The sequence below is a fragment of the Mesorhizobium marinum genome (genome assembly GCF_040813675.1).
Classification (GTDB): Bacteria; Pseudomonadota; Alphaproteobacteria; order Rhizobiales; family Rhizobiaceae; genus Mesorhizobium_K; species Mesorhizobium_K marinum.
In genome coordinates this window covers 56,713-75,784 of sequence record NZ_JBFOCI010000010.1, presented here as the reverse complement: position 1 = coordinate 75,784, position 19,072 = coordinate 56,713, and the positions used below count along the sequence as shown (strand labels likewise).

Here is a 19,072-nt window from a genome sequence, read left to right as displayed (position 1 = left end):
TGCCTATCTGGCGGACATCCCAGAAAACCAGGGCGTAGCGCGCATGCTTCCGCGACGGCGGCATCGCCGGACGCTGGAGACGTGCCATGTTGGAAACCGTGAACGTGCCTGACGCAACCAAGAAGCTCGGCGATTTCGGCTTTGCCGGCGAAGACCATGTGATCCCCTTCGAGGTCGGGGCGCTTGACGCGCGTGGGCGCGTCATCCAGCTCGGTCCGCTGCTCGACGGCATTCTCGGCCGCCACGACTATCCGGAGCCCGTCGCGAGGCTGCTGGCGGAGGCTTGCCTCGTCGCCGTGCTGCTTGGCTCGTCGCTGAAGTTCGAGGGCAAGTTCATCCTGCAGACGCGCACCGACGGTCCGGTCGACATGCTGGTGGCCGATTTCACCACGCCCGGTTCGCTGCGCGCCTATGCGCGCTTCGATGCCGACCGGCTGGAAGCGCTGGCTGCCGCCGGCGAGGCGTCGCCCGAGACGCTGCTCGGTCACGGCGTACTGGCGCTGACGATCGACCAGGGCGCCTACACGCAGCGTTACCAGGGCATCGTGCAACTCGAAGGCACGACCCTGCAGGAGGCGGCGCACATCTACTTCCGCCAGTCCGAGCAGATCCCGACCGAGATCAGGCTCCAGGTGGCGAAGCTCGTGCGTCCGGGCGAGGGCGAGTTCTGGCGCGCCGGCGGCCTGATCGCCCAGTTCCTGCCGGAATCGCCCGAGAGGCTGCGCATGGGCGACCTGCACGGCGGCGACGGCGCGCCGGACGTCGAGGTTGAGATCGACAACGCCTGGCGTGAGGTGCAGGCGCTCGTCGGCACCATCGAGACCGGCGAACTGATCGATCCGACCATCGAGCCCGAGCGGCTGCTCTACAGGCTGTTCCACGAGCACGGCGTGCGGGTCTTTCCAGCGACGCCGGTGGCGGACGTCTGCTCGTGCTCGCGCGAACGCATCCGCGGCATCCTCGACGGGTTCTCAGCCGAGGAGATCGTCGAAAGCACGGAGGACGGCAGGATCTCGGTCAATTGCGAGTTCTGCTCGAAGTCCTACGAGTTCGATCCGGCCGAGTTCGTCGCCGCCAACTGACGCTCGATCCCCGCTCCGTCACGCCTCGCGTGACACCTCTCCCCCGCTCGCCGGGGGAGAGCAAGCGTCTGCGCTGGCGGCAGGCGGGGTCCGTAAATCAGGCGAGCTCCCACTCCGCATACTGCTTGATCAGCCCTTCATAGGCTTCCATCGGCGGCAGTTTCTCGAAGCTGTGCACCGCCGCGGTCTTCGCCCAGGGGAAACCCTCGCTGGTCCACGTCTCGATGAAGGGCGGCGACCAGCTGGCGTCGTCGAGCATGGTCGGACGGATGTTGACGAACCAGTCGATGCCCTCCGGCCGCGTGAACATCCACGTCATGCAGTATCCGCAGAAATAGTGTCTGGATGCACCGTGCAGCCCGCCGATGACCGGCTCGCCCTCGGTCACCTCGAAGCCGTCGGCCGGGATCGCCGCGCTCAGCGAATAGGCGCTCGAACTCATGCGCTGGCAGCCCGTGCAGTGGCACGCCATGGTGATCAGGGGCCGCTTGGTGACCTTCAGCCGCACACGGCCGCAGCGGCAGCCGCCTTCCCTGGCAACGGTCTCGGCGCTCATATCGTCCCTTTCAGTTCACCACGCGCGGCTTGCCCGGCAGATCGAGCGAGAAGGCGGGAATATCGATCTCGAACAGCTCGCCCCTGTCGTTCTGCATCGTGTAGCGGCCGACCATGATGCCCGACGGCGTCGGCAGCGGGCAACCCGAGGTGTACTGGTAGCTGTCGCCGGGGTCGAGCTCCGGCTGCTCGCCGACCACGCCTTCGCCGATCACTTCCTCGACGCGGCCCGCCCCGTCGGTGATCTGCCAGTATCGGGCGACCAGCTTCACCCATTCGTCCGACTGGTTGTCGATGGTTATGCGATAGGCCCAGACGTACCGGCCTTCGGACGGATCGGAACGATCGTCGAGGTAGAAAGGCTCGACGCTGACCGCGATGTTGTTGGTGGTTGCGCTGTACATGGTCGCTGCTCCCGCTACAGCCTCCTTAGCCACAGTGATCAGCGACATTGTGGCGGCGCTACCCGGCGCGATCCAGCGCTTCTCCGATGTCGGCGATCAGATCGTCGGTGTCCTCCAGCCCGACCGAGAGCCTCAAAGTGCCGCCGCCGATGCCGAGTTCGGCGCGCGCATCGTCGGTGAGGTTCTTGTGCGTGGTCGTCGCCGGATGCGTGATCAGGCTCTTGGCGTCGCCGAGATTGTTGGAGATCTTCACAACCTCGAGCGCGTTCTGGAACGCGAATGCCGTCTTCTTGCCGCCCTTGAGTTCGAGGCAGATCAGCGTCGACCCGCCCGCCATCTGCTTGGCGACGACCGCTGCCTGCGGATGGTCGGCGCGGCCGGGATAGATGACGCGCGCGATTTCCGGCCGGGTGGCCAGGAAGCCGGCGATCTCAGCGGCGCTCTCCGTCTGCTGCCGTACCCGGACCGGCAGCGTCTCCAGGCCCTTCAACAGCGTCCAGGCGTTGAAGGGCGAGAGGCTCGGCCCGGTGTGGCGGAAATAGTCGTGCAGGTTCTTGTCGATCCACTCCTTGTCGGAAAGCACGATGCCGCCCAGGCAGCGCCCCTGGCCGTCGATATGCTTTGTCGCCGAATAGACGACGACATGCGCGCCGAGTTGGAGCGGCTTCTGCTGCAGGGGCGTGGCGAAGACATTGTCGACGACCAGCCTTGCGCCCCGCGATGTCGCGAGTTCCGCCACCGCCGCGATGTCGATCACTTCAAGCGTCGGGTTGGTGGGGCTCTCGAGGAAGAACAGCTTGGTGTTGGGGCGGCAGGCTTGCTCCCAGTTCCCGATGTCGGTTCCGTCGACGAGCGTGGATTCGATGCCGTAGCGCGGCGCCAGCGTCTCGATTACCCAGCGGCACGAGCCGAAAAGGGCGCGCGCGGCGACGATGTGATCGCCGGCCTGGAGACCGCAGAGGATCGCCGCGGTGACGGCGGCCATGCCCGACGAGGTCGCCCGCGCGTCCTCCGCTCCTTCGAGCGCGCACATGCGCTTTTCGAACATGTCGACGGTCGGGTTTGCGTAGCGCGAATAGATGAAACCGGGCTCCTCGCCCTTGAAGCGGGCTTCCGCCGCTTCGGCCGTGTCGTAGACGTAGCCCTGCGTCAGGTAGATCGCTTCCGACGTCTCGCCGTGCGGCGAGCGCAGCGTTCCCGAATGGACCAGCTGCGTTGCGGGCTTCCAGTTGCGCTTCCTGCTTGTCATCGACCTGCCCCAAACAACAAAAAACCGGCCGCGGAAGTCGCAACCGGTCCATATGGGCTTCGAGCCCCGACGGTCCTTTAGCGACTTGTTTAACGTGGCTGCAAGCCGACCGGCCAAATCACCACGGGATAAAGAGCCTTTAGACCTGTCATCGGCTTGCGTCAATCGCGCCGTTCGCTAAACCACTTGGCCAGCATGGTCCGACGGCGATGGTATGGCTTGCCGGGGCCGCACGGAGACCGGCGATTGCGTCAGACTGGCATCCTGCCCGACACCGAGATAGCCGCGCTTTTCGAAAGTGGCGCGCTTGCGGTTTCGCGCGCCCTCGATCACGACCAGATCCAGCCGGCGAGCCTCGACCTCAGGCTGGGCGACAGGGCCTGGCGGGTGCGCGCCAGCTTCCTGCCCGGGCCGAACAGCCTGGTCGCCGACAAGCTCGACCGGCTGAAGCTGCACGAGATCGACCTCGCCAACGGCGCGGTGCTGGAGACCGGTTGCGTCTACATCGTGCCGCTCCTGGAAAGCCTGAACCTGCCGGCCGGCATTTCGGCCTCCGCCAATCCGAAGAGTTCGACCGGTCGCCTCGACATCTTCACCCGCGTCATGACGGACCGCGGGCAGGAGTTCGACAAGATCGCGCCGGGCTACGGCGGGCCGCTTTATCTGGAGGTCAGCCCGCGCACGTTCCCGATCGTCGTGCGCACCGGCTCGCGGCTGTCGCAGATCCGGTTCAGGACCGGAAACGCGCTCCTCACCGAGGACGAACTCGCCGTCCTCCACCGGGCCGAGACGCTGGTCGCCACCGATCCGCCGAACATTTCGGGCGGCGGGATCGCCCTCTCGATCGATCTCAGCGGCGAGGCGGGCTCGCTCATCGGCTACAGGGGAAAGCACCACACCGGCTTGGTCGACGTCGACCGGCGCGCCGCGCACGAGGTGCTCGACTACTGGGAGCCGCTCTATGCGCACGGCGCGCCCGAACTCGTGCTCGACCCCGACGAGTTCTACATCCTGGTCAGCCAGGAGGCGGTGCACGTGCCGCCTCTCTACGCCGCCGAGATGACGCCGTTCGACCCGCTGGTCGGCGAGTTCCGCGTTCACTATGCGGGCTTCTTCGATCCGGGCTTCGGCCATTCCAGCGCCGGCGGCACCGGCAGCCGCGCCGTGCTCGAGGTGCGAAGCCACGAGGTGCCGTTCATCCTGGAGCACGGCCAGATCGTCGGCCGCCTGGTCTACGAGCACATGCTGAAGCGCCCCAAGGCGCTCTACGGCGTCGATCTCGGCTCCAACTACCAGGCACAGGGCCTGAAGCTGTCGAAGCATTTCCGCCCGACCTGACCGTCAACGCCGCGCTGCGCTGTCGTCCACCTCCGGCGGCAGCGTCCCGTCGCGCATCTGCAGTGCGATCAGGCCGGCGCAATGTTCCGCAAATCGTCGGGTCGAGGCCAGGGTTGCGGCGGTAATCGCCTCGTTCGCTGGAACAAGCGGCAGCCGTGCGGTCGGGGTCGCGGCGAGCAGGCTGTCGGCGGCGATCCTCCGGTCCAACGCGCGCAGACCCTCCACGCCCTGGTCAAGCCGCTCCAGCCTGTCGAACGCAAGGCCGATCTCGGGATACACGTCCCGGCCGCCCGTCCAGCGATAGGCCGCCAGATCGGCTGCCGGCACATCTTGCAGTTCATAGGTGACGCGTCCGGCCCTCAGCGCGTAGATCGGCTTGTTGGTGCCGATCTCGTAGAGTCTCGCCCACTCTCCCGGTCCGGTTTGGCTCGCTTCCAGCCATGCGGCCGCGGCCCTGGCGGCGGCCAGATACCGCCCGTCGCCGGTGGCCAGGTGGAGGTCGATCAGGGCATTGATCGCATAGGCAGTCTCCAGCGACGAATAGGCAGCGGGTTCGAACTTGCGCGCCGGGGCGACGTTGAGGGCTGAGTCGTACTGCTGGCCGAAGGCGCGCTGCGCGCCAGCGCCCTGGGCGCGCAGCAGGAAGTCGCCGCCGCGCCGTGCGGCGTCGAGATAGGCGGTATTGCCGTTTCGCCTGTAGGCCGCGATCAGGACCCGGATCATGCCCGTCGTGACATCGTCGTTGAGGGTGCCGAGCCGGGCGTAGCCCTTGCCGTCGTCGACGATCTGCGGCCAGCTTCCGTCTTCTCGCTGCGACCGGATCGAAAAATGCTGCGCCCGCCTGGCGCTCGCGGTCAGCCATAGTGGCGGCTCGATCGAAAGTTCCGAAAGCCGGTCTTCGAGGTCGAACAGGAAGTACAGGATCGACGGGATCGTGCCGTCGTCGAGGGTCTCTTTTGCTTTCGTCGTCTCGGCGCCGTGCGACCCGCAAACCGGCCCCGGCGACGCGGTCTCGCTCCAGCCTCCGTTGGCGTTCTGCACGCAGGCCAGGGCTTGTGCCACGCCGAGGGCCTCCAGAAGCAGGCGTCTGCTGTCCGACGCGCGCGACGCAGCGACCAGGCACGCGCCCAGTTCCTGGGCCGAGCCGGGAGGGCGCGCGACCACGGCGTGTTCAGGCAAAGGTGACGGGGGGGTCCGGGCGCGCCAGCCGCTCGCCCGGCTGCTGCCCGTCGAGGCCTCCAAGGCTGCCCGCGACGACCATGGGCAAATGGGCAAGCAAGCGGCTTTCGAGGGGTGTTTCTGGAGCCGTTGCCGCAAACAGGGGAATTGACGGCTTTGAATAGCCTTCGGTGGCGGTTGAAAGTCTGGGGGTCAGCGCCCCGATCCGGTTCAGCAGGTCGGGACTGTAGCCGCGCCGGCGGAGCATCACCGGGCTGTCGGGGTGCGTTCGCACCTCGTGCAGGATTTCATCCTCTGTGATGCCGCCGACCGCGATCCGCTTTTCCGACCAGACCGCCAGGTTGGGCGGCACGGACTTTCGCTGCCGGAACGCGTCCATCGGCTTGTCGGTAACCACGACTTGGGACGCGCTGCCAAGAACGGCTAGGCTTGTGCTCGCCATCTCCTGGGCGATCGTCGGGCGTGCATTCAGGAGCTGCTGGACATGTCTCATGTCCTTAAGCGCGAGGGCCGCCATCGCAGCCAGGAACGAGAGGACGAGCGCGCCGCCGCCCAGGCGGACCATTCGATGCGGGTGCTTGGCGATCCGGTCGACGATCCCGAGCCGCTCGCCCTTGACGAACAGGCTCTTCAGGCCGACGCCGCCCAGCCAGCAAAGCGGCGGTACGAGAAGGAGGACCTGATGGTCCCAGAACGGCCTGTGCGTTCCGAGCAGGGTTATTGCAGCGACAAGCCAGAGGATCGGAACGAGCAAGTGGGACGCCGGCCGCTTCCAGAACGCGGCGAGGCCGAAGGCGGTGGCGGTGCAGAGCGCGACCGCAGCCCCTCTCCAGAGTGTCTCGAACAAGACCACGAAGCCGCCGATGGTCTCGAAATCCTCCGTTTGGCGGGCTATCGCGTGGGTTCCGACCAGCTGCTCGAGCGAGAAGCCCCGGACAAGGACGAACACGACGGGAACCGTGATCGCCGCGGCGCCCAGGAACCACAGGCAGGCCAGAACGCCGGCTCGCCTGCTTCTGTCGCCCCTGGCCGCCATCCACGTGCCTGCGAGCGCGGCCGGCAGGATCAGCACGACGAACAGCTTGGTCAGGGCGGCGAGCGCGAAGACGCCGCCGGCCGCGGCCGCGTTTCGGTGGTCGCGCGCGCTGCCTGGCCTGGTCGCGACGTCGATCGCCAGCATGGCCAGCGCCACCGCCGGCAGGCCGACCATCACGGACACGCTCAGTTTCAGGAAAAGACTGCTGCAGGCCAGAAGGACGACCGCGTTCCAGCCGGCCATCGTCCCGTCGAAGCGGGCCGTCACGCGAAACAGGCAGCCAGCCAGCAGCGCGCCGAACAAGAGGACTGTCGCGCGCGCGGCCGGAACCGAAAACGGAAAGACCAGGTGGGTCGCCGCGAGCAGATATGTCAGGATCGGCGGCTGGTCGCTCCAGATATCGGCATGCAGGCGATAGCCTTCGGCGACGAGGACGGCCTTCTGCAGGTTGAGCCCCTCGTCGGGATTGAACTCATAGACCGACCACCAGGGGCCGAGCAGGCTGGTCAGGCCGATGATCGCCAGCGCGGCAACGGTCGGGCGGACAAAACTCATCGACGGTCATGTCCTGAAAAATCCCGGACCGCCCTGCCGCTCGGGGGCGGGCGAAACCTTCGCTGGAAGGGAGCGCCTTGTCGACGGCGCCGGTGCGCAGTGGAGCGGGTAGCGGGAATCGAACCCGCGCGTTCAGCTTGGGAAGCTGACAGGCTACCATTACATCATACCCGCAACGGAAGCCTGCCTATCATGCCCGTCGCGGGGTGCGCAATCGGGAAGCTTGCCTCGCCGGTCGTCAGGTGATCGAGAATTGCCTCGTTCCGCGGGAACGTGGCCAGATAAGCTTCATGAGCCTACGATCTGCCGTCTGAATTGCGCCTCGCGTTGGCAGCTACCACGTCATCGGCTCGCTTTCGGGCGCCTCCGGCAATGCCTTGACGTAGACCGCTGCCAACCCGGCATGTCCTTCACGAAGGAAGTGTGATCCCTGAGGTCCCAGTTCCCGCCGCATTCCTGGCTATCTCGGGGTTCGACCAGGTACCGTAGCCGGCCGCCGAGTAGATGGTCAGCTCTCTCTGGCAAGTTGCCGAGAAATACTTGCAAGTATCGGCAGGTCTTGCCTCGAGCAAAACTTTGCAGGAAGCTTTGCTTGCAGGCTGGCGGGTGACGCGGAGGACGACCATGAAGTCTCTGTTCAAGATTGCTGCTGCGTGTGCGTTCGTCGGCCTTGGAGTGGCCCAGTCCCAGGCGCAGGACCAGTCGGCTGCTTCCGACCCGGACCGCACCGTGCTTCCCATGCCCTTTCCTCCCTTCGGAGGGGTCATCGGCGAGACCTACAAGGAATCCACGGCGGAGTGGCCGAGGCTGCCGACCCCGCCGGAAGGTGCGCCGAACATCGTGGTGATCTTGCTGGACGATGTCGGCTACGGGCAGACCAGCACGTTCGGCGGGCCGATCCCGACGCCCGAACTGGACAAGCTCGCGGCCGATGGCCTGCGCTTCACGCAGTTCCACACCACGGCGATCTGCGGCCCCTCGCGCGCCGCCCTGATCACCGGGCGAAACCATCACAACGCGGGTTCCGGCTTCCTCGCCGAATGGGCGACGGGCTTTCCGAGCTACGACAATCTCATCCCGCGCACCACCGCGACGATGGGCTCCATCCTGAAATACAACGGCTACTCCACGTCGTGGTTCGGCAAGAACCACAACACGCCCGACTGGGAAAGCAGCGTGTCCGGGCCTTTCGACCGTTGGCCGACGGGCATGGGCTTCGACTATTTCTACGGCTTCATCGGCGGGGAGACCCACCAGTACTATCCGGTGCTGTTTGAGAACACGAAGCCGGTCGAGCCCGACAAGACGCCCGAGGAAGGCTATCACTTCATGGCGGACATGACCGACAAGGCGATCGACTGGATGCGCTATTCCAAGTCGGTCGCCCCGCAGAAGCCGCTGTTGATTTATTTCGCGCCGGGAGCGGCACATGCGCCGCACCATGCGCCGAAGGAATGGCGCGACAAATTCAAGGGCAAGTTCGACGCCGGATGGGATGCGATCCGCGAGCAGACCTACAGGCGCCAGATCGAGATCGGCGTCATCCCAAAGACGGCGCAACTTACCGCGCGGCCCGATTGGGCGAGAACCTGGGACAGCCTGAGCGACGAGCAGCGCACGGTCTATGCGGCGCTGATGGACAATTTTTGCCGCCTACCTGGCCTATACCGATCATGAGATCGGCCGTCTCATCGACGCCATCCACCAGATGCCCGACGCCGACAACACGCTGATCTTCTATATCGTTGGCGACAACGGCGCGAGTTCGGAGGGAGGCTTCGACGGCACGATCAACGAAGTCATGAACCTGAACGGGTTCCCGACCGACCTGCACACCGTGGTGGAGCGCCTCGACAAGGTCGGCGGCCCCGATACCGAGCCGCACTATCCGCTGGAGTGGGCATGGGCCGGCAATTCGCCGTTCCAGTGGGTCAAGCAGGTGGCGTCGCATCTCGGCGGGACGCGAAACCCGATGGTCGTCTCCTGGCCCGGGCACATCAAGGACCCCGGCGGGATCCGTGGGCAGTTCACCCACCTGATCGACGTGCTGCCGACGATGCTTGAAGCCGCTCACCTGCCGGCTCCGAAGGTTGTCGACGGCATCGAGCAGAAGCCGATGGATGGGGCGTCGTTCCTTTCCGTCGTCAACGACGCCGGTGCCGGCGAGGTGCGCACCCGGCAGTACTTCGAGGTGTTCAGCAACCGGTCGATGTACGACAATGGCTGGAAGGCCAACGCCCAGCACACGCTGCCCTGGCGCCAGGACGTTGCCCCGGGCAACTGGGACAGCGACAAGTGGGAACTCTACAACCTCAAGGAAGACTACAGCGAGGCGAAGGACCTCGCCGCTGAGATGCCCGACAAGCTTGCGGAGCTGAAAGCGCTCTTCAAGGAGGAGGCGGAGAAATACCACGTCTATCCGCTGGATGATCGCGGCGCGCAGCGCCTGGCCATCCCGAAGCCGACGCCGTCCGATCCGAACCGGACGCACTTCGTCTTCTATCCAGGAGCGGTGCGGCTCGCGGAAACGGCTGCCCCCAACACCAAGAACAAGTCCCATACGATCACCGCCGACATCGTCGTGCCGGATGGGGGTAGCGAAGGTGTGATCGTCGCCGAGGGCGGCAGTTCGGCCGGCTTCGCCCTCTTCATGCGCGAAGGGAAGCTCGTCTATCACTACAACTGGTTCGACGAGGAGCGAACCGAGGTCGTTTCCGAAAAGGCACTGCCGGCGGGCGAGGTGAAGGTGAAGATGGAGTTCGCCTACGACGGCCAGAAGGACGAACTCGGCAAGGGCGGAACGGCGACGCTGTTCGTGAACGACGAGAAGGTCGGCAGCGCCATGATCGAGAAGACGGTGCCCGGCCGGTTCGGCATCGACACGTTCGGCGTTGGCGAAGACACGGGCTCGCCCGTCGTCAACACCTACTCCCCGCCCTACCGCTTCACCGGCGAGATCAAGGCGGTGGAGATCGACCTGCAGTAGGCGCGCGGTGGCAAGCGCTTTGCCACCGAGGCTTTGACGGGTGGGCGCTCGGGGCGGTCGGTTCCGCCCCGTCGCGCACAGGACCGGAGGCCACGGCGATGGTACGGAGCCGGTCGGTCAGAGCGTCCTGTGCGGGGGAGCGATCTCGGGTTCCTGGTGGTCTCCGAACACCTGCCGAAGCCCCTCGAGCGTGGTCTTGTAGTGTTCGGTCAGCAGGTCGCAGGCAAGCGCGGTGTCGTGTTCGAGAACCGCGTCGAGGATCGCCTGGTGCTCGGCCGCCGCACCTTCGCGCCGGGCCTTGCTGGGGTTGGTGTTCATCGACAGGCTGCGGTAGCGCACGGCCTGGTCCATCAGTGTCGAGCAGAAGCCGAGCAGCCAGCCGGAGCCGCAGCGGTCGAGCAGCAGCATGTGGAAATCCTTGTGGCGGATCTCCCATTCGTCGGACACCTCGCTTCCGACCTCGGACGGCAGCCGTCGCTGGATCCGCGCCAGCCTGTGGTAGCTGACGACGAGTTCGTCCTCCCACGCCTCGTCGCCGTTCGACATCGACTCGGCAAGCGCCCTGGTTTCCAGCCAGATACGCGTCTTCACCAGTTCCTCGAGGCTGGCGATGGAGATCGTCTGGACGAAGAAGCCGCGATTGCTCTTGCGGTAGACCAGGCCCTCGGACGAGAGCCTGTTCAGCGCCTCGCGGACCGGCACCGCGCCGATGCCGTAGCGTTCCGAGATCGCTTCGATCTGCAGCTTCTCGTCGGGAAACAGCGCGCCGTGCAGGATGTCGTGCCGGATCCTGTCGTAGGCCTGCTCCGACAGGTTCCGTCCGTCGGACGCGCTGCTCTCGACGATGCTCATGTCAGCCGATCGCCCCGGGTTGATCCGACTTGTTCCAGAATACGAACCGCCGCTGGACCCACACCACCGTGAAGTAGAGCGCCAGCCCGAGGATGCTCAGGTAGAGGATGAGCGCGAACACGCGCGGCGTGTTCATCTGGCTCGCCGACTGCCGGATCAGCGCGCCGAAGCCCTTGCCGCCGCCGAGGAATTCGCCGGTGATCACGCCGGCCATGACGCCCACTGCCGCGATCTTCAGGCCGGTGAAGATGTAGGGCAGGCCGGTCGGCAGCTTCAGCCGCAGCAGGATCTGCATCCGCGACGCACCGATCGACTTGAACAGCATGCGCTCGTTTTCGCTGGCGGCGTAAAGCCCGGCCGCGGTCGACACGACGATCGGGAATGTCGCGATGAAGGCCGCGAGCGCGACCTTGGACGAGATGCCGAAACCCAGCCACGCGATGAAGAGCGGCGCGAAGGCCACCTTGGGCATCGTGTCGATGGCGACGAGATAGGGCATCACCGCGCGTTCGCCGAACTTCGTCTCGCCGACCAGGACGCCGAGCGAAAAGCCGATCCCGGCGGCGATCAGGAAGCTGTAGAACACCGTCAGCGTCGTGGTCCAGAGCGCGTCCAGCATGTAGTCGCCGGACAGGAGGTTGCCGCCGACGAACATAAGGTCCGCCAGCGTCTCGCCGGGCGTCGGCAGGATGATCGGCGACACCCAGCCCATGCGCGTCACGAGATCCCAGATCGCGACAACGGCGACGAACAGGAACACCATGGCGACGCTGCGCGGGATGCGGTCGATCAGCGCGTCCTTTTCCACCCAGACCGTATCGCCGTTCGCCGTTGTGGAAACGTCGCTCATCCGAAAGTCTCCTTGCCCAGCAGGTCCCGGATATGGGCCACGATCTCGCCGAAGCGCGGCGTGTTGATCATCTCCAGCGTGCGCGGACGCGGAAGCTCGACCGGAACCTCCTCGACCACGCGCCCGGGCCGGGGTTTCATCACCAGGATACGGTCGCTCAGGATCACCGCTTCCGCAAGCGAGTGCGTCACCAGGAAGGCGGTGGCCTGCCGCTCCATGCAGATGCGCTGCAGTTCCATGTTCATGAAGTCCCGCGTCAGTTCGTCGAGCGCGGAAAACGGCTCGTCGAGCAGCAGGACCGCGGGGTCCGCGACGAGCATGCGGCAGATCGCGGCGCGCTGCGCCATGCCGCCCGACAGTTCGCCGGGATAGACATTGCCGAAATCGCCGAGGCCCACGAGTTGCAGCAGTTCGCGGGCTCGCCCGGTCGCCGCCTTCGCCGCCGCCTTGCCGTTGCGGATCTCGATCGGCAGGACGATGTTCTCGACCGTCGTCTTCCAGGGCAGCAGCGTGGCCTGCTGGAACATCATGCCGATGTCGGGCCGCGGCCCCATCACGGGCTTGCCCTCCAGCATGACCCGGCCAGTGGTGGGCGGCAGCAGGCCGGCCATGATCTTGAGCAGCGTCGATTTTCCGCACCCGGAAGAACCGACGACCGACACGAACTCGCCCTTGTAGAGCGACAGGTCGACGCCCTGCAGGGCAACGAGTTCGTTTCGGGCGTAGGTCTTGGAGAGCCGCGAAATCTCGTAGACCGGTCGCGTCGGGGACGCGACCGGTTCTGCTTGCCCGGTGTTTCGGGACACCGCCATTGTCATCAGGCGTTCCAGCCTGCCACGAAATCGTTCGTGTAGACCGCCGACAGGTCCGCGATGGGCGCCTCGAGCGCGCCGGACGCCACCGCCGAGTCGTGGATCGCCTGCCAGTGCTCCGGCGGCTGGTAGCCGTAGCCCTTGGCGAAGAACGCCTCGGTCGGCGTCATGCGATGGATCACGCCCTCGAGCAGCGACGCGGCAAAGCCCTTGTCCTCGCCCTCCTGCGGGTTGCCGGCCGCGCAATGCGCCAGCGCCTTGTCCTTGTTGGCCGGATCGATGGCGAAGCGCATGCCGCGCACCAGCGCCTTGCCGAACTTCGGCGCAAGGTCGGGCGTCGCGGCCATCTGCGATTCCAGCATGGCGATGCCGTTGCCGAAGAAGCCGAGATAGGCCTCCGGCGTGATCTCGCGAAGCTTCAGGCCGCGCGCGCCGAGGATCGCCGCGTCAGACACGGCGCCCGCATAGCAGGAAACCTCGTCGCGCAGGAACGCAACCGCCGCGGTGCCGCCGTCGCCGACCGGCAGGAAGGTGTAGTCGGTGCCTTCGCTCAGGCCCACATCCGTCAGGATGGCGCGGCTGAACGAGACTTCGGCGCCGTCGGCGGTGCCAACCCCGATCACCTTGCCCTTCAGGTCCTCGGGCTTCTGGAAGGGGCTGTCGTCCTTCACCAGCAGGCCGAAGACCGACTTCGGGTAGAGGTTGTAGAGGAACTTGATATCGACGCCGCGCGACCGCGCGCCGAGCGTCGGGCCCGGCCCGGGGGCGCCGATCTGGGCCTGTCCGGCCGACATCGCCTGCATACACGCCGAGGAGCCGTCGACCGCCTCGAGGGTGGGCGCAAGCCCTTCGTCTCCGAAATAGCCCTCGCCGACGGCGACCCAGTAGGGCAACCAGGTCAGCGCGGAGGGGTTCGGCACCACGAAGGTGATTGCCGTCTGCGCGCGCACGATCGCCGGCATGCCGACCACCGTCGCCGCGAGGCCGCCGGCGGCCAGTTTGCCAAAGCTACGTCGCGATATGTTGAAGCCCTGCTTCATCGATCATTCCTCCCATTGTTCTCCTCGGCGGGGCGGCGGCCGGTAGCCGGTCGCCCTCATCGAGCAATCTATACGAACTGTCCTGGTTTGCAAAAAGAATATATGAAATGACGAAATTTTGAGTTTCGTATCTTGATTTGGACTCCCAAACGCGAAATCCTAATGGGCGATCGTGGGTCCCTCCAGCCCGCGGGCCAGGCATCTGACATTGGAGGGGAGGAGTTTCATGGTTTCCTACGCCATTGCGGCGCCCGCTCAGGCGCATCTCGACATCGTCGGTTCCGACGAGAAATTCCCGGTGCGGCGCATCTACTGCATCGGCAAGAACTACGTCGCGCACATCCGCGAGATGAACCAGGACGAGCGCGATCCGCCCGTGATCTTCATGAAGCCGGCGGACGCGATCGTGAAGAACGGCGGGGAGATCCCCTATCCCGTCTTCACCAGCAACTTCCACTACGAGTGCGAACTGATCGTCGCGCTGAAGTCGGGCGGCTACAACATTGCCGAAGAAGACGCCTCCAGCCACATCTTCGGCTATGCGGTCGGCCTCGACATGACCCGTCGCGACCACCAGGCGGCCGCGCTTGCGAAGGGGCTCCCCTGGGAGGTCACCAAGTCGTTCGACCTGTCCGCGCCGGTCGGCCCCATCACCCGCGTCGAGGACAGCGGCGTCCTCGAGAACGGCCATGTGCGCCTCAAGGTGAACGGCGACGTGCGCCAGGATGCGGACATCTCGCTCATGATCTGGAAGATCGACGAGATCATCGCCAAGCTGTCCGAGCAGCACAGGCTGATGCCCGGCGACATCATCATGACAGGCACGCCGGCCGGCGTCGGCGCCGTGGTCACCGGCGACGTGATGGATTGTTCGGTCGACGGCCTGGCCCCGATGCAGGTGCGCGTCGGAGGCGTCGCGGCGTGAGCCTCGCCGCCCGCCTCGCCGCGCTTGGCACCGCCACGATAGGCGAGGTCGCGTCGGAGGCGCGGGCGATCGACCTGCCGCTGCGCGCCCTTGCGCCGGCGGCCATGGCGGGTCCGGCGATCACGGTGCGTTGCCGGCCCGGCGACAACCTGGCGCTGCACAGGGCGATTGCCGCAGCCACGGCTGGCGACGTCCTCGTGGTCGACTACGGCGGCAGCGTCGCCAGCGGGCCCTTCGGCGAGATCATGGCGCTGGCCTGCCAGTTGCGCGGCATCGCCGGCATGGTCATCGACGGCTCGGTGCGTGACAGCACCAGGATCGCCGCGTTGGGATTTCCCGTATTCTGCCGCGGGCTGAACATCCGCGGCACCACGAAACAGGATCGCGGCGATGTCGGCGCGCCGGTCACTCTCGGCGGGATGCTTGTCCGGCAGGGAGATTTCGTCATCGCCGACGCCGACGCGATCATTGTTCTCCCGGCAGGGCAGGCCGAGGCCGCGGCCACCGCCGGCGAGGCGCGGGTCGCGCGCGAGGACGCCATGATGGACCGCTTGCGCGCCGGTGAGACGACGCTGCAGATTCTCGGCCTGAACGAGGGAGACGAGCGATGACGACAGTCGGGATAGCCGGCGCGGGCAGAATGGGAACCGCCTTTGCGCGCCGCCTTGTCGAAACCGGCCACAGGGTTGTCGTGTGGAACCGCACACTGGCGCGGGCCGAAGCCGCCGCAGGCGACGGCGCCGAAGCGGTCGCCGACCTCTCTGCCCTGGCCGCTGCCGCCGACGTCATCCTGATTTCGCTGACCGATGCAGCTGCCGTCGAAGCTGTCGTGGACGGCCTGGTGGCTGCCGGGATCAAGGGCCGTCTCGTGGTCGACATGTCGACCGTCCTTCCGGACGAAAGCCGCGCGATCGCCGCGAAGGTTGGCAGAGCCGAGGCGGAGTTCGTCGATTGTCCGGTCGGCGGAACGGTGGCGCCGGCGCTCCGGGGACAGCTTCTCGGTCTGGCGGGCGGCACGGCGGAAGCGCTTGCTCGGGCAAGGCCCGTGCTCGAACAGCTCTGCCGGCGGGTCGAGCACCTCGGTCCTGCGGGAAGCGGGGCGCAGATGAAGCTCGCGATCAACCTGCCGCTTGCCGTGTACTGGCAGACCCTGGCCGAGGCGCTGGCCCTGATCGAAGGCGCCGGGATTTCGCCTGCGACGGCCGTCGACCTGATTGCCGACAGCTCGGCCGGGCCGACCGTGCTGAAGAACCGCGCGCAGGTCGTCGTCGATACGCTGTCCGGCGCCGACCAGTCCGGCACCTTCGACATCGCGGGGCTGAGCAAGGATCTCGACCTGGCGCTGCGCTGGGCGCGCTCCGGCGGGAAAACGCTTCCCTTGTCGGAGGTCGTCAAGGCCAGCTATGAAAAGGCGCGGGCCTCGGGCCTCGGGCGTTTCGATGGCGCCAGCCTGACCCGGATGCTGCTGGACGGATCCTGATCTTTGGAAGCGCTGTCGGACCCTGAAACACTTGTTACGCTCGCCTTCTCCCTTGTTGCCGCTGGCGCGGCCATCGGGTTCCTGGCGGGTCTGTTCGGCATCGGCGGGGGCGCGATCTCGGTGCCGGTCTTCTTCGAGATTTTCAGCGTTCTTGGATACGCATCGGACGTCGCCATGCCGCTCGCCGTCGGCACTTCGCTCGCCGTCATCATCCCGACCTCGATCAACTCCGCACGGGGCCACTACAAGAGAGGCACGGTGGACGTGTCGCTGCTTCGCGTCTGGGCAGTGCCGATCCTGCTCGGCGTTCTCGCGGGGTCGGCGATCGCGCGCTTCGCCACGCCCGAGGTCTTCCAGGTGGTCTTCATCGCCGTCGGATTGGTCAACGCCACCAAGCTGCTGTCCGGCGGCAAGGGGTGGCGGTTGCGCGACGGGCTGCCGTCCCGGGCAATCCTCAGGGTCTACGGGGCCGTGATCGGCCTGCTCTCGGCGCTGATGGGCATCGGCGGGGGCGCCATATCCAACCTTGTCATGACCCTGCACGGCGTGCCGATCCACCGTGCGATTTCGACGTCTGCGGGCGTCGGCGTCCTGATCGCCATCCCGGGCACGATCGGCTACATGGTCGCGGGCTATGGCCGCCCCGACCTGCCGCCCGATGCCATCGGCTTCGTGTCGCTGGCGACCTTCGCGCTCACCATCCCGACATCGCTGATGACGACGCGCCTCGGCGTGTCGCTTGCCCACGCGCTGTCGCGGCGGGCGCTGGAAACGGGCTTCGGGCTTTTCCTCGTGCTGGTCTGCGCACGGTTCATCTGGGACATGCTCGCCTAGCGCGGCGAACGCATCTCCGCCGCCCGGACAGGTGTCCGGGCGGCGGGCTGGCTTTGGCTTGTTAGGGTGGGGGAACCCAGCGCTCAGGCGGCGCTGAGTTTCGCCAGCGTCGCGTCGTCCACTTCGAAGTTCGCGTAGACGTTCTGCACGTCGTCGTCGTCTTCCAGCGTGGCGACCAGCTTCATCAGCGATTGTGCGCGCTCTTCGTCGACCGGCACGTTGTTCTGCGGTTTCCAGATCGTCTTCACCGATTCGGCTTCGCCGAGCGATGCTTCGAGCGCCTTGGAGACGTCGCCGATGCTCTCGAAGGCACACAGGATCGTGTGGCCTTCCTCGTCGGACTGCACGTCGTCGGCGCCGGCTTCGATGGCCGCGTCCATCACCTTTTCGGCGTCGCCGGCCGATGCCGGGTAGTAGATCTCGCCGGCGCGGTCCCACATGAACGAAACCGAGCCCGTCTCGCCGAGCGAGCCGCCGGCCTTGGTGAAGGCGGCGCGGACGTTGGATGCCGAGCGGTTGCGGTTGTCGGTCAGCACCTCGACGATCAGCGCGACGCCGCCCGGGCCGTAGCCCTCGTAGCGCACTTCCTCGTAGTTCTCGGCGTCTCCGCCCGAGGCCTTGTTGATCGCCCGCTGGATGTTGTCCTTCGGCATCGACTCGGCCTTGGCGTTCTGGATCGCCAGCCTGAGGCGCGGATTCATGGCCGGGTCGGGCATGCCGGTCTTGGCCGCGACCGTTATTTCGCGCGCGAGCTTGGAGAACATTTTCGACCGCATGGCGTCCTGGCGACCCTTGCGGTGCATGATGTTTTTGAACTGTGAATGGCCGGCCATCGAGCCCCCGTCGTCATTTGGCACATGTTTTGGGATGGCGCGCCTTATAGATAAGTCGGCGCACCTCGTCCAGACGAGCCGGCCTTTTCGGCTCGCGCAAACGTGACCGCGCCGCCGCCTTGTCGTCTGGCGATCGGCGGCGGGGGCGCTATCGTTGCGTCATCAGTGCCCAGGGAGATCGCCATGCTCCGCCGCCTCGCCTTGATGCTTGTCGTCTTCCTGTCCTGGCCGACGATCGCCCCGGCGGCATCGGAGGCCCCGCCGTCACGATGCGTGGCGATCGCGCAGGCGCTGCCGTCGGTCACCCTTGTCCGTTTCGATCCCGCTGGCGCCGGGCCGCTGCTGCCTGTGCAGGCGGCCGCCGGCGACGCGGTGACGATCAGCTATGCCGGCCATTCGACCTATGTCATCGAAACCCCGGGTGGCGTCCGGATCGCTACGGACTTCTCCGGATTTTACGGCGGCGATCCCCTGCCGCGCGTCGTCACCATGAACAAGGCGCACCGCACCCATTTCACCGAAGCGCCCGATCCGCGCATCGAACATGTGCTGCGCGGCTGGAGCCCTGACGGAGGCTCGGCGAGGCATGCGCTCGTCGTCGACGACGTCTACATCCGCAACGTGACGACCGATATCCGCGGCTGGGGAGGAGAGCTTGAACGGGACGGCAACTCGATCTTTATCTTCGAGGTGGCGGGCCTGTGCATCGGCCATCTCGGCCATCTGCATACCGGCTTGAGCGACGCGCAATACGGCCAGATCGGTCGCCTCGACATCGTGATGGTGCCGATCGATGGCGGCATGACGCAGTCGATCGGCTCGATCAGCGAAATCACCACGCGGCTCTACTCGTCGATGATCCTGCCGATGCACCGGCATTCGACACCGATCGGCGCGTTCACTGCCATGATGGGCAAGGAGTTCGAGGTCGAGTTCCGACCGTCCCGTTCGCTGTCGGTGTCGCTGCGGACCTTGCCGAGCCGGCCGACCGTCGTCGTGCTCGACGGAGTCTGAACGGCCCTGCAGGAGCCGGGCCGGCAATCGGCTGGAATCCCGGGCGCG

At 66.3% G+C, this 19,072-nt stretch carries 19 protein-coding genes, 1 tRNA gene and 1 riboswitch; of the genes, 9 read left to right on the top strand and 11 right to left on the bottom strand.

Annotation, left to right across the window (positions count from 1 at the left end):
* Nucleotides 1-86: 86 nt before the first annotated feature.
* A complete protein-coding gene (locus tag ABUE31_RS22055; protein WP_367725922.1) occupies nucleotides 87-1,082 on the top strand; it encodes an Hsp33 family molecular chaperone in 996 nt (331 codons plus the stop codon).
* A gap of 97 nt (nucleotides 1,083-1,179) precedes the next feature.
* On the opposite strand, the gene ABUE31_RS22050 is transcribed toward ABUE31_RS22055, so the two are convergent.
* The 3 genes from ABUE31_RS22050 to ABUE31_RS22040 are packed head-to-tail and all read right to left on the bottom strand — an operon-like array spanning nucleotide 1,180 to nucleotide 3,290.
* Nucleotides 1,180-1,638, bottom strand: a complete 459-nt coding sequence (locus ABUE31_RS22050) for a GFA family protein (RefSeq protein ID WP_367725921.1) — start codon at nucleotides 1,636-1,638, stop codon at nucleotides 1,180-1,182.
* Nucleotides 1,639-1,648: 10 nt separating this feature from the next.
* Nucleotides 1,649-2,041, bottom strand: coding sequence for a Co2+/Mg2+ efflux facilitator ApaG/CorD (apaG, locus tag ABUE31_RS22045; RefSeq protein ID WP_367725920.1), 393 nt, complete (start codon nucleotides 2,039-2,041; stop codon nucleotides 1,649-1,651).
* A gap of 58 nt (nucleotides 2,042-2,099) precedes the next feature.
* Nucleotides 2,100-3,290: an O-succinylhomoserine sulfhydrylase gene (locus tag ABUE31_RS22040; protein ID WP_367725919.1), complete on the bottom strand. Its 1,191-nt coding sequence runs from the start codon at nucleotides 3,288-3,290 to the stop codon at nucleotides 2,100-2,102.
* A gap of 57 nt (nucleotides 3,291-3,347) precedes the next feature.
* Nucleotides 3,348-3,425, bottom strand: a riboswitch (SAM riboswitch).
* Between the two features lie 60 nt (nucleotides 3,426-3,485).
* Between ABUE31_RS22040 and ABUE31_RS22035 the strand changes: the two genes are divergently transcribed.
* Nucleotides 3,486-4,628, top strand: coding sequence for a 2'-deoxycytidine 5'-triphosphate deaminase (locus tag ABUE31_RS22035; protein WP_437344178.1), 1,143 nt, complete (start codon nucleotides 3,486-3,488; stop codon nucleotides 4,626-4,628).
* A 3-nt stretch (nucleotides 4,629-4,631) separates the two neighbouring features.
* Here ABUE31_RS22035 and ABUE31_RS22030 read toward each other — a convergent pair whose 3' ends face one another.
* The 3 genes from ABUE31_RS22030 to ABUE31_RS22020 all read right to left on the bottom strand — a co-directional run bounded on the left by ABUE31_RS22030 (nucleotide 4,632) and on the right by ABUE31_RS22020 (nucleotide 7,572).
* Complete coding sequence (locus ABUE31_RS22030) at nucleotides 4,632-5,870, bottom strand: pectate lyase (RefSeq protein ID WP_367725917.1); 1,239 nt, start codon at nucleotides 5,868-5,870, stop codon at nucleotides 4,632-4,634.
* Entirely contained in the window at nucleotides 5,800-7,398 is a 1,599-nt protein-coding gene (locus ABUE31_RS22025; protein ID WP_367725916.1) for an ArnT family glycosyltransferase, read from the bottom strand. Before ABUE31_RS22025 ends, ABUE31_RS22030 begins: the two co-directional genes overlap by 71 nt.
* Before the next feature lie 100 nt (nucleotides 7,399-7,498).
* Nucleotides 7,499-7,572: transfer RNA gene (locus tag ABUE31_RS22020), tRNA-Gly, on the bottom strand.
* 450 nt (nucleotides 7,573-8,022) lie between these two features.
* On the opposite strand from ABUE31_RS22020, the gene ABUE31_RS22015 reads away from it, so the two are divergent.
* Nucleotides 8,023-9,075, top strand: coding sequence for a sulfatase-like hydrolase/transferase (locus tag ABUE31_RS22015; protein ID WP_367725915.1), 1,053 nt, complete (start codon nucleotides 8,023-8,025; stop codon nucleotides 9,073-9,075).
* Nucleotides 9,076-9,106: 31 nt separating this feature from the next.
* Nucleotides 9,107-10,384, top strand: coding sequence for a sulfatase-like hydrolase/transferase (locus ABUE31_RS22010; protein ID WP_367725914.1), 1,278 nt, complete (start codon nucleotides 9,107-9,109; stop codon nucleotides 10,382-10,384).
* Nucleotides 10,385-10,501: 117 nt separating this feature from the next.
* Here ABUE31_RS22010 and ABUE31_RS22005 read toward each other — a convergent pair whose 3' ends face one another.
* From ABUE31_RS22005 to ABUE31_RS21990, 4 genes are read right to left on the bottom strand one after another with little or no spacing between them, the layout of a single operon-like run.
* Entirely contained in the window at nucleotides 10,502-11,236 is a 735-nt protein-coding gene (locus ABUE31_RS22005; RefSeq protein WP_367725912.1) for a GntR family transcriptional regulator, read from the bottom strand.
* 1 nt (nucleotide 11,237) lies between these two features.
* Nucleotides 11,238-12,086 (bottom strand): ABC transporter permease, encoded by an 849-nt coding sequence (locus ABUE31_RS22000; RefSeq protein ID WP_367725910.1) that lies wholly within the window; start codon nucleotides 12,084-12,086, stop codon nucleotides 11,238-11,240.
* Nucleotides 12,083-12,904 carry an ABC transporter ATP-binding protein gene (locus ABUE31_RS21995; RefSeq protein ID WP_367725909.1) on the bottom strand — a complete coding sequence of 274 codons (822 nt, stop codon included), beginning with the start codon at nucleotides 12,902-12,904 and terminating at the stop codon, nucleotides 12,083-12,085. The genes ABUE31_RS22000 and ABUE31_RS21995 overlap by 4 nt, the downstream gene beginning before the upstream one ends.
* Nucleotides 12,904-13,938, bottom strand: coding sequence for an ABC transporter substrate-binding protein (locus tag ABUE31_RS21990; RefSeq protein ID WP_367725908.1), 1,035 nt, complete (start codon nucleotides 13,936-13,938; stop codon nucleotides 12,904-12,906). The genes ABUE31_RS21995 and ABUE31_RS21990 overlap by 1 nt, the downstream gene beginning before the upstream one ends.
* Nucleotides 13,939-14,164: 226 nt before the next feature.
* Here ABUE31_RS21990 and ABUE31_RS21985 point away from each other — a divergent pair, with 226 nt between their 5' ends.
* Genes ABUE31_RS21985 through ABUE31_RS21970 form a run of 4 tightly spaced genes read left to right on the top strand, consistent with a single transcriptional unit; the run spans nucleotide 14,165 to nucleotide 17,177 of the window.
* Nucleotides 14,165-14,863: a fumarylacetoacetate hydrolase family protein gene (locus tag ABUE31_RS21985; RefSeq protein ID WP_367725907.1), complete on the top strand. Its 699-nt coding sequence runs from the start codon at nucleotides 14,165-14,167 to the stop codon at nucleotides 14,861-14,863.
* A complete protein-coding gene (locus ABUE31_RS21980) occupies nucleotides 14,860-15,474 on the top strand; it encodes an RraA family protein (RefSeq protein WP_367725906.1) in 615 nt (204 codons plus the stop codon). Before ABUE31_RS21985 ends, ABUE31_RS21980 begins: the two co-directional genes overlap by 4 nt.
* Entirely contained in the window at nucleotides 15,471-16,343 is an 873-nt protein-coding gene (locus tag ABUE31_RS21975; protein WP_367725905.1) for an NAD(P)-dependent oxidoreductase, read from the top strand. Before ABUE31_RS21980 ends, ABUE31_RS21975 begins: the two co-directional genes overlap by 4 nt.
* Before the next feature lie 3 nt (nucleotides 16,344-16,346).
* Nucleotides 16,347-17,177 carry a sulfite exporter TauE/SafE family protein gene (locus ABUE31_RS21970; protein ID WP_367725904.1) on the top strand — a complete coding sequence of 277 codons (831 nt, stop codon included), beginning with the start codon at nucleotides 16,347-16,349 and terminating at the stop codon, nucleotides 17,175-17,177.
* Nucleotides 17,178-17,260: 83 nt separating this feature from the next.
* Here ABUE31_RS21970 and ABUE31_RS21965 read toward each other — a convergent pair whose 3' ends face one another.
* A complete protein-coding gene (locus ABUE31_RS21965) occupies nucleotides 17,261-18,010 on the bottom strand; it encodes a YebC/PmpR family DNA-binding transcriptional regulator (protein WP_367725903.1) in 750 nt (249 codons plus the stop codon).
* A 183-nt stretch (nucleotides 18,011-18,193) separates the two neighbouring features.
* Here ABUE31_RS21965 and ABUE31_RS21960 point away from each other — a divergent pair, with 183 nt between their 5' ends.
* Nucleotides 18,194-19,024: an MBL fold metallo-hydrolase gene (locus ABUE31_RS21960; protein ID WP_367725902.1), complete on the top strand. Its 831-nt coding sequence runs from the start codon at nucleotides 18,194-18,196 to the stop codon at nucleotides 19,022-19,024.
* The last annotated feature ends 48 nt before the right edge of the window (nucleotides 19,025-19,072 follow it).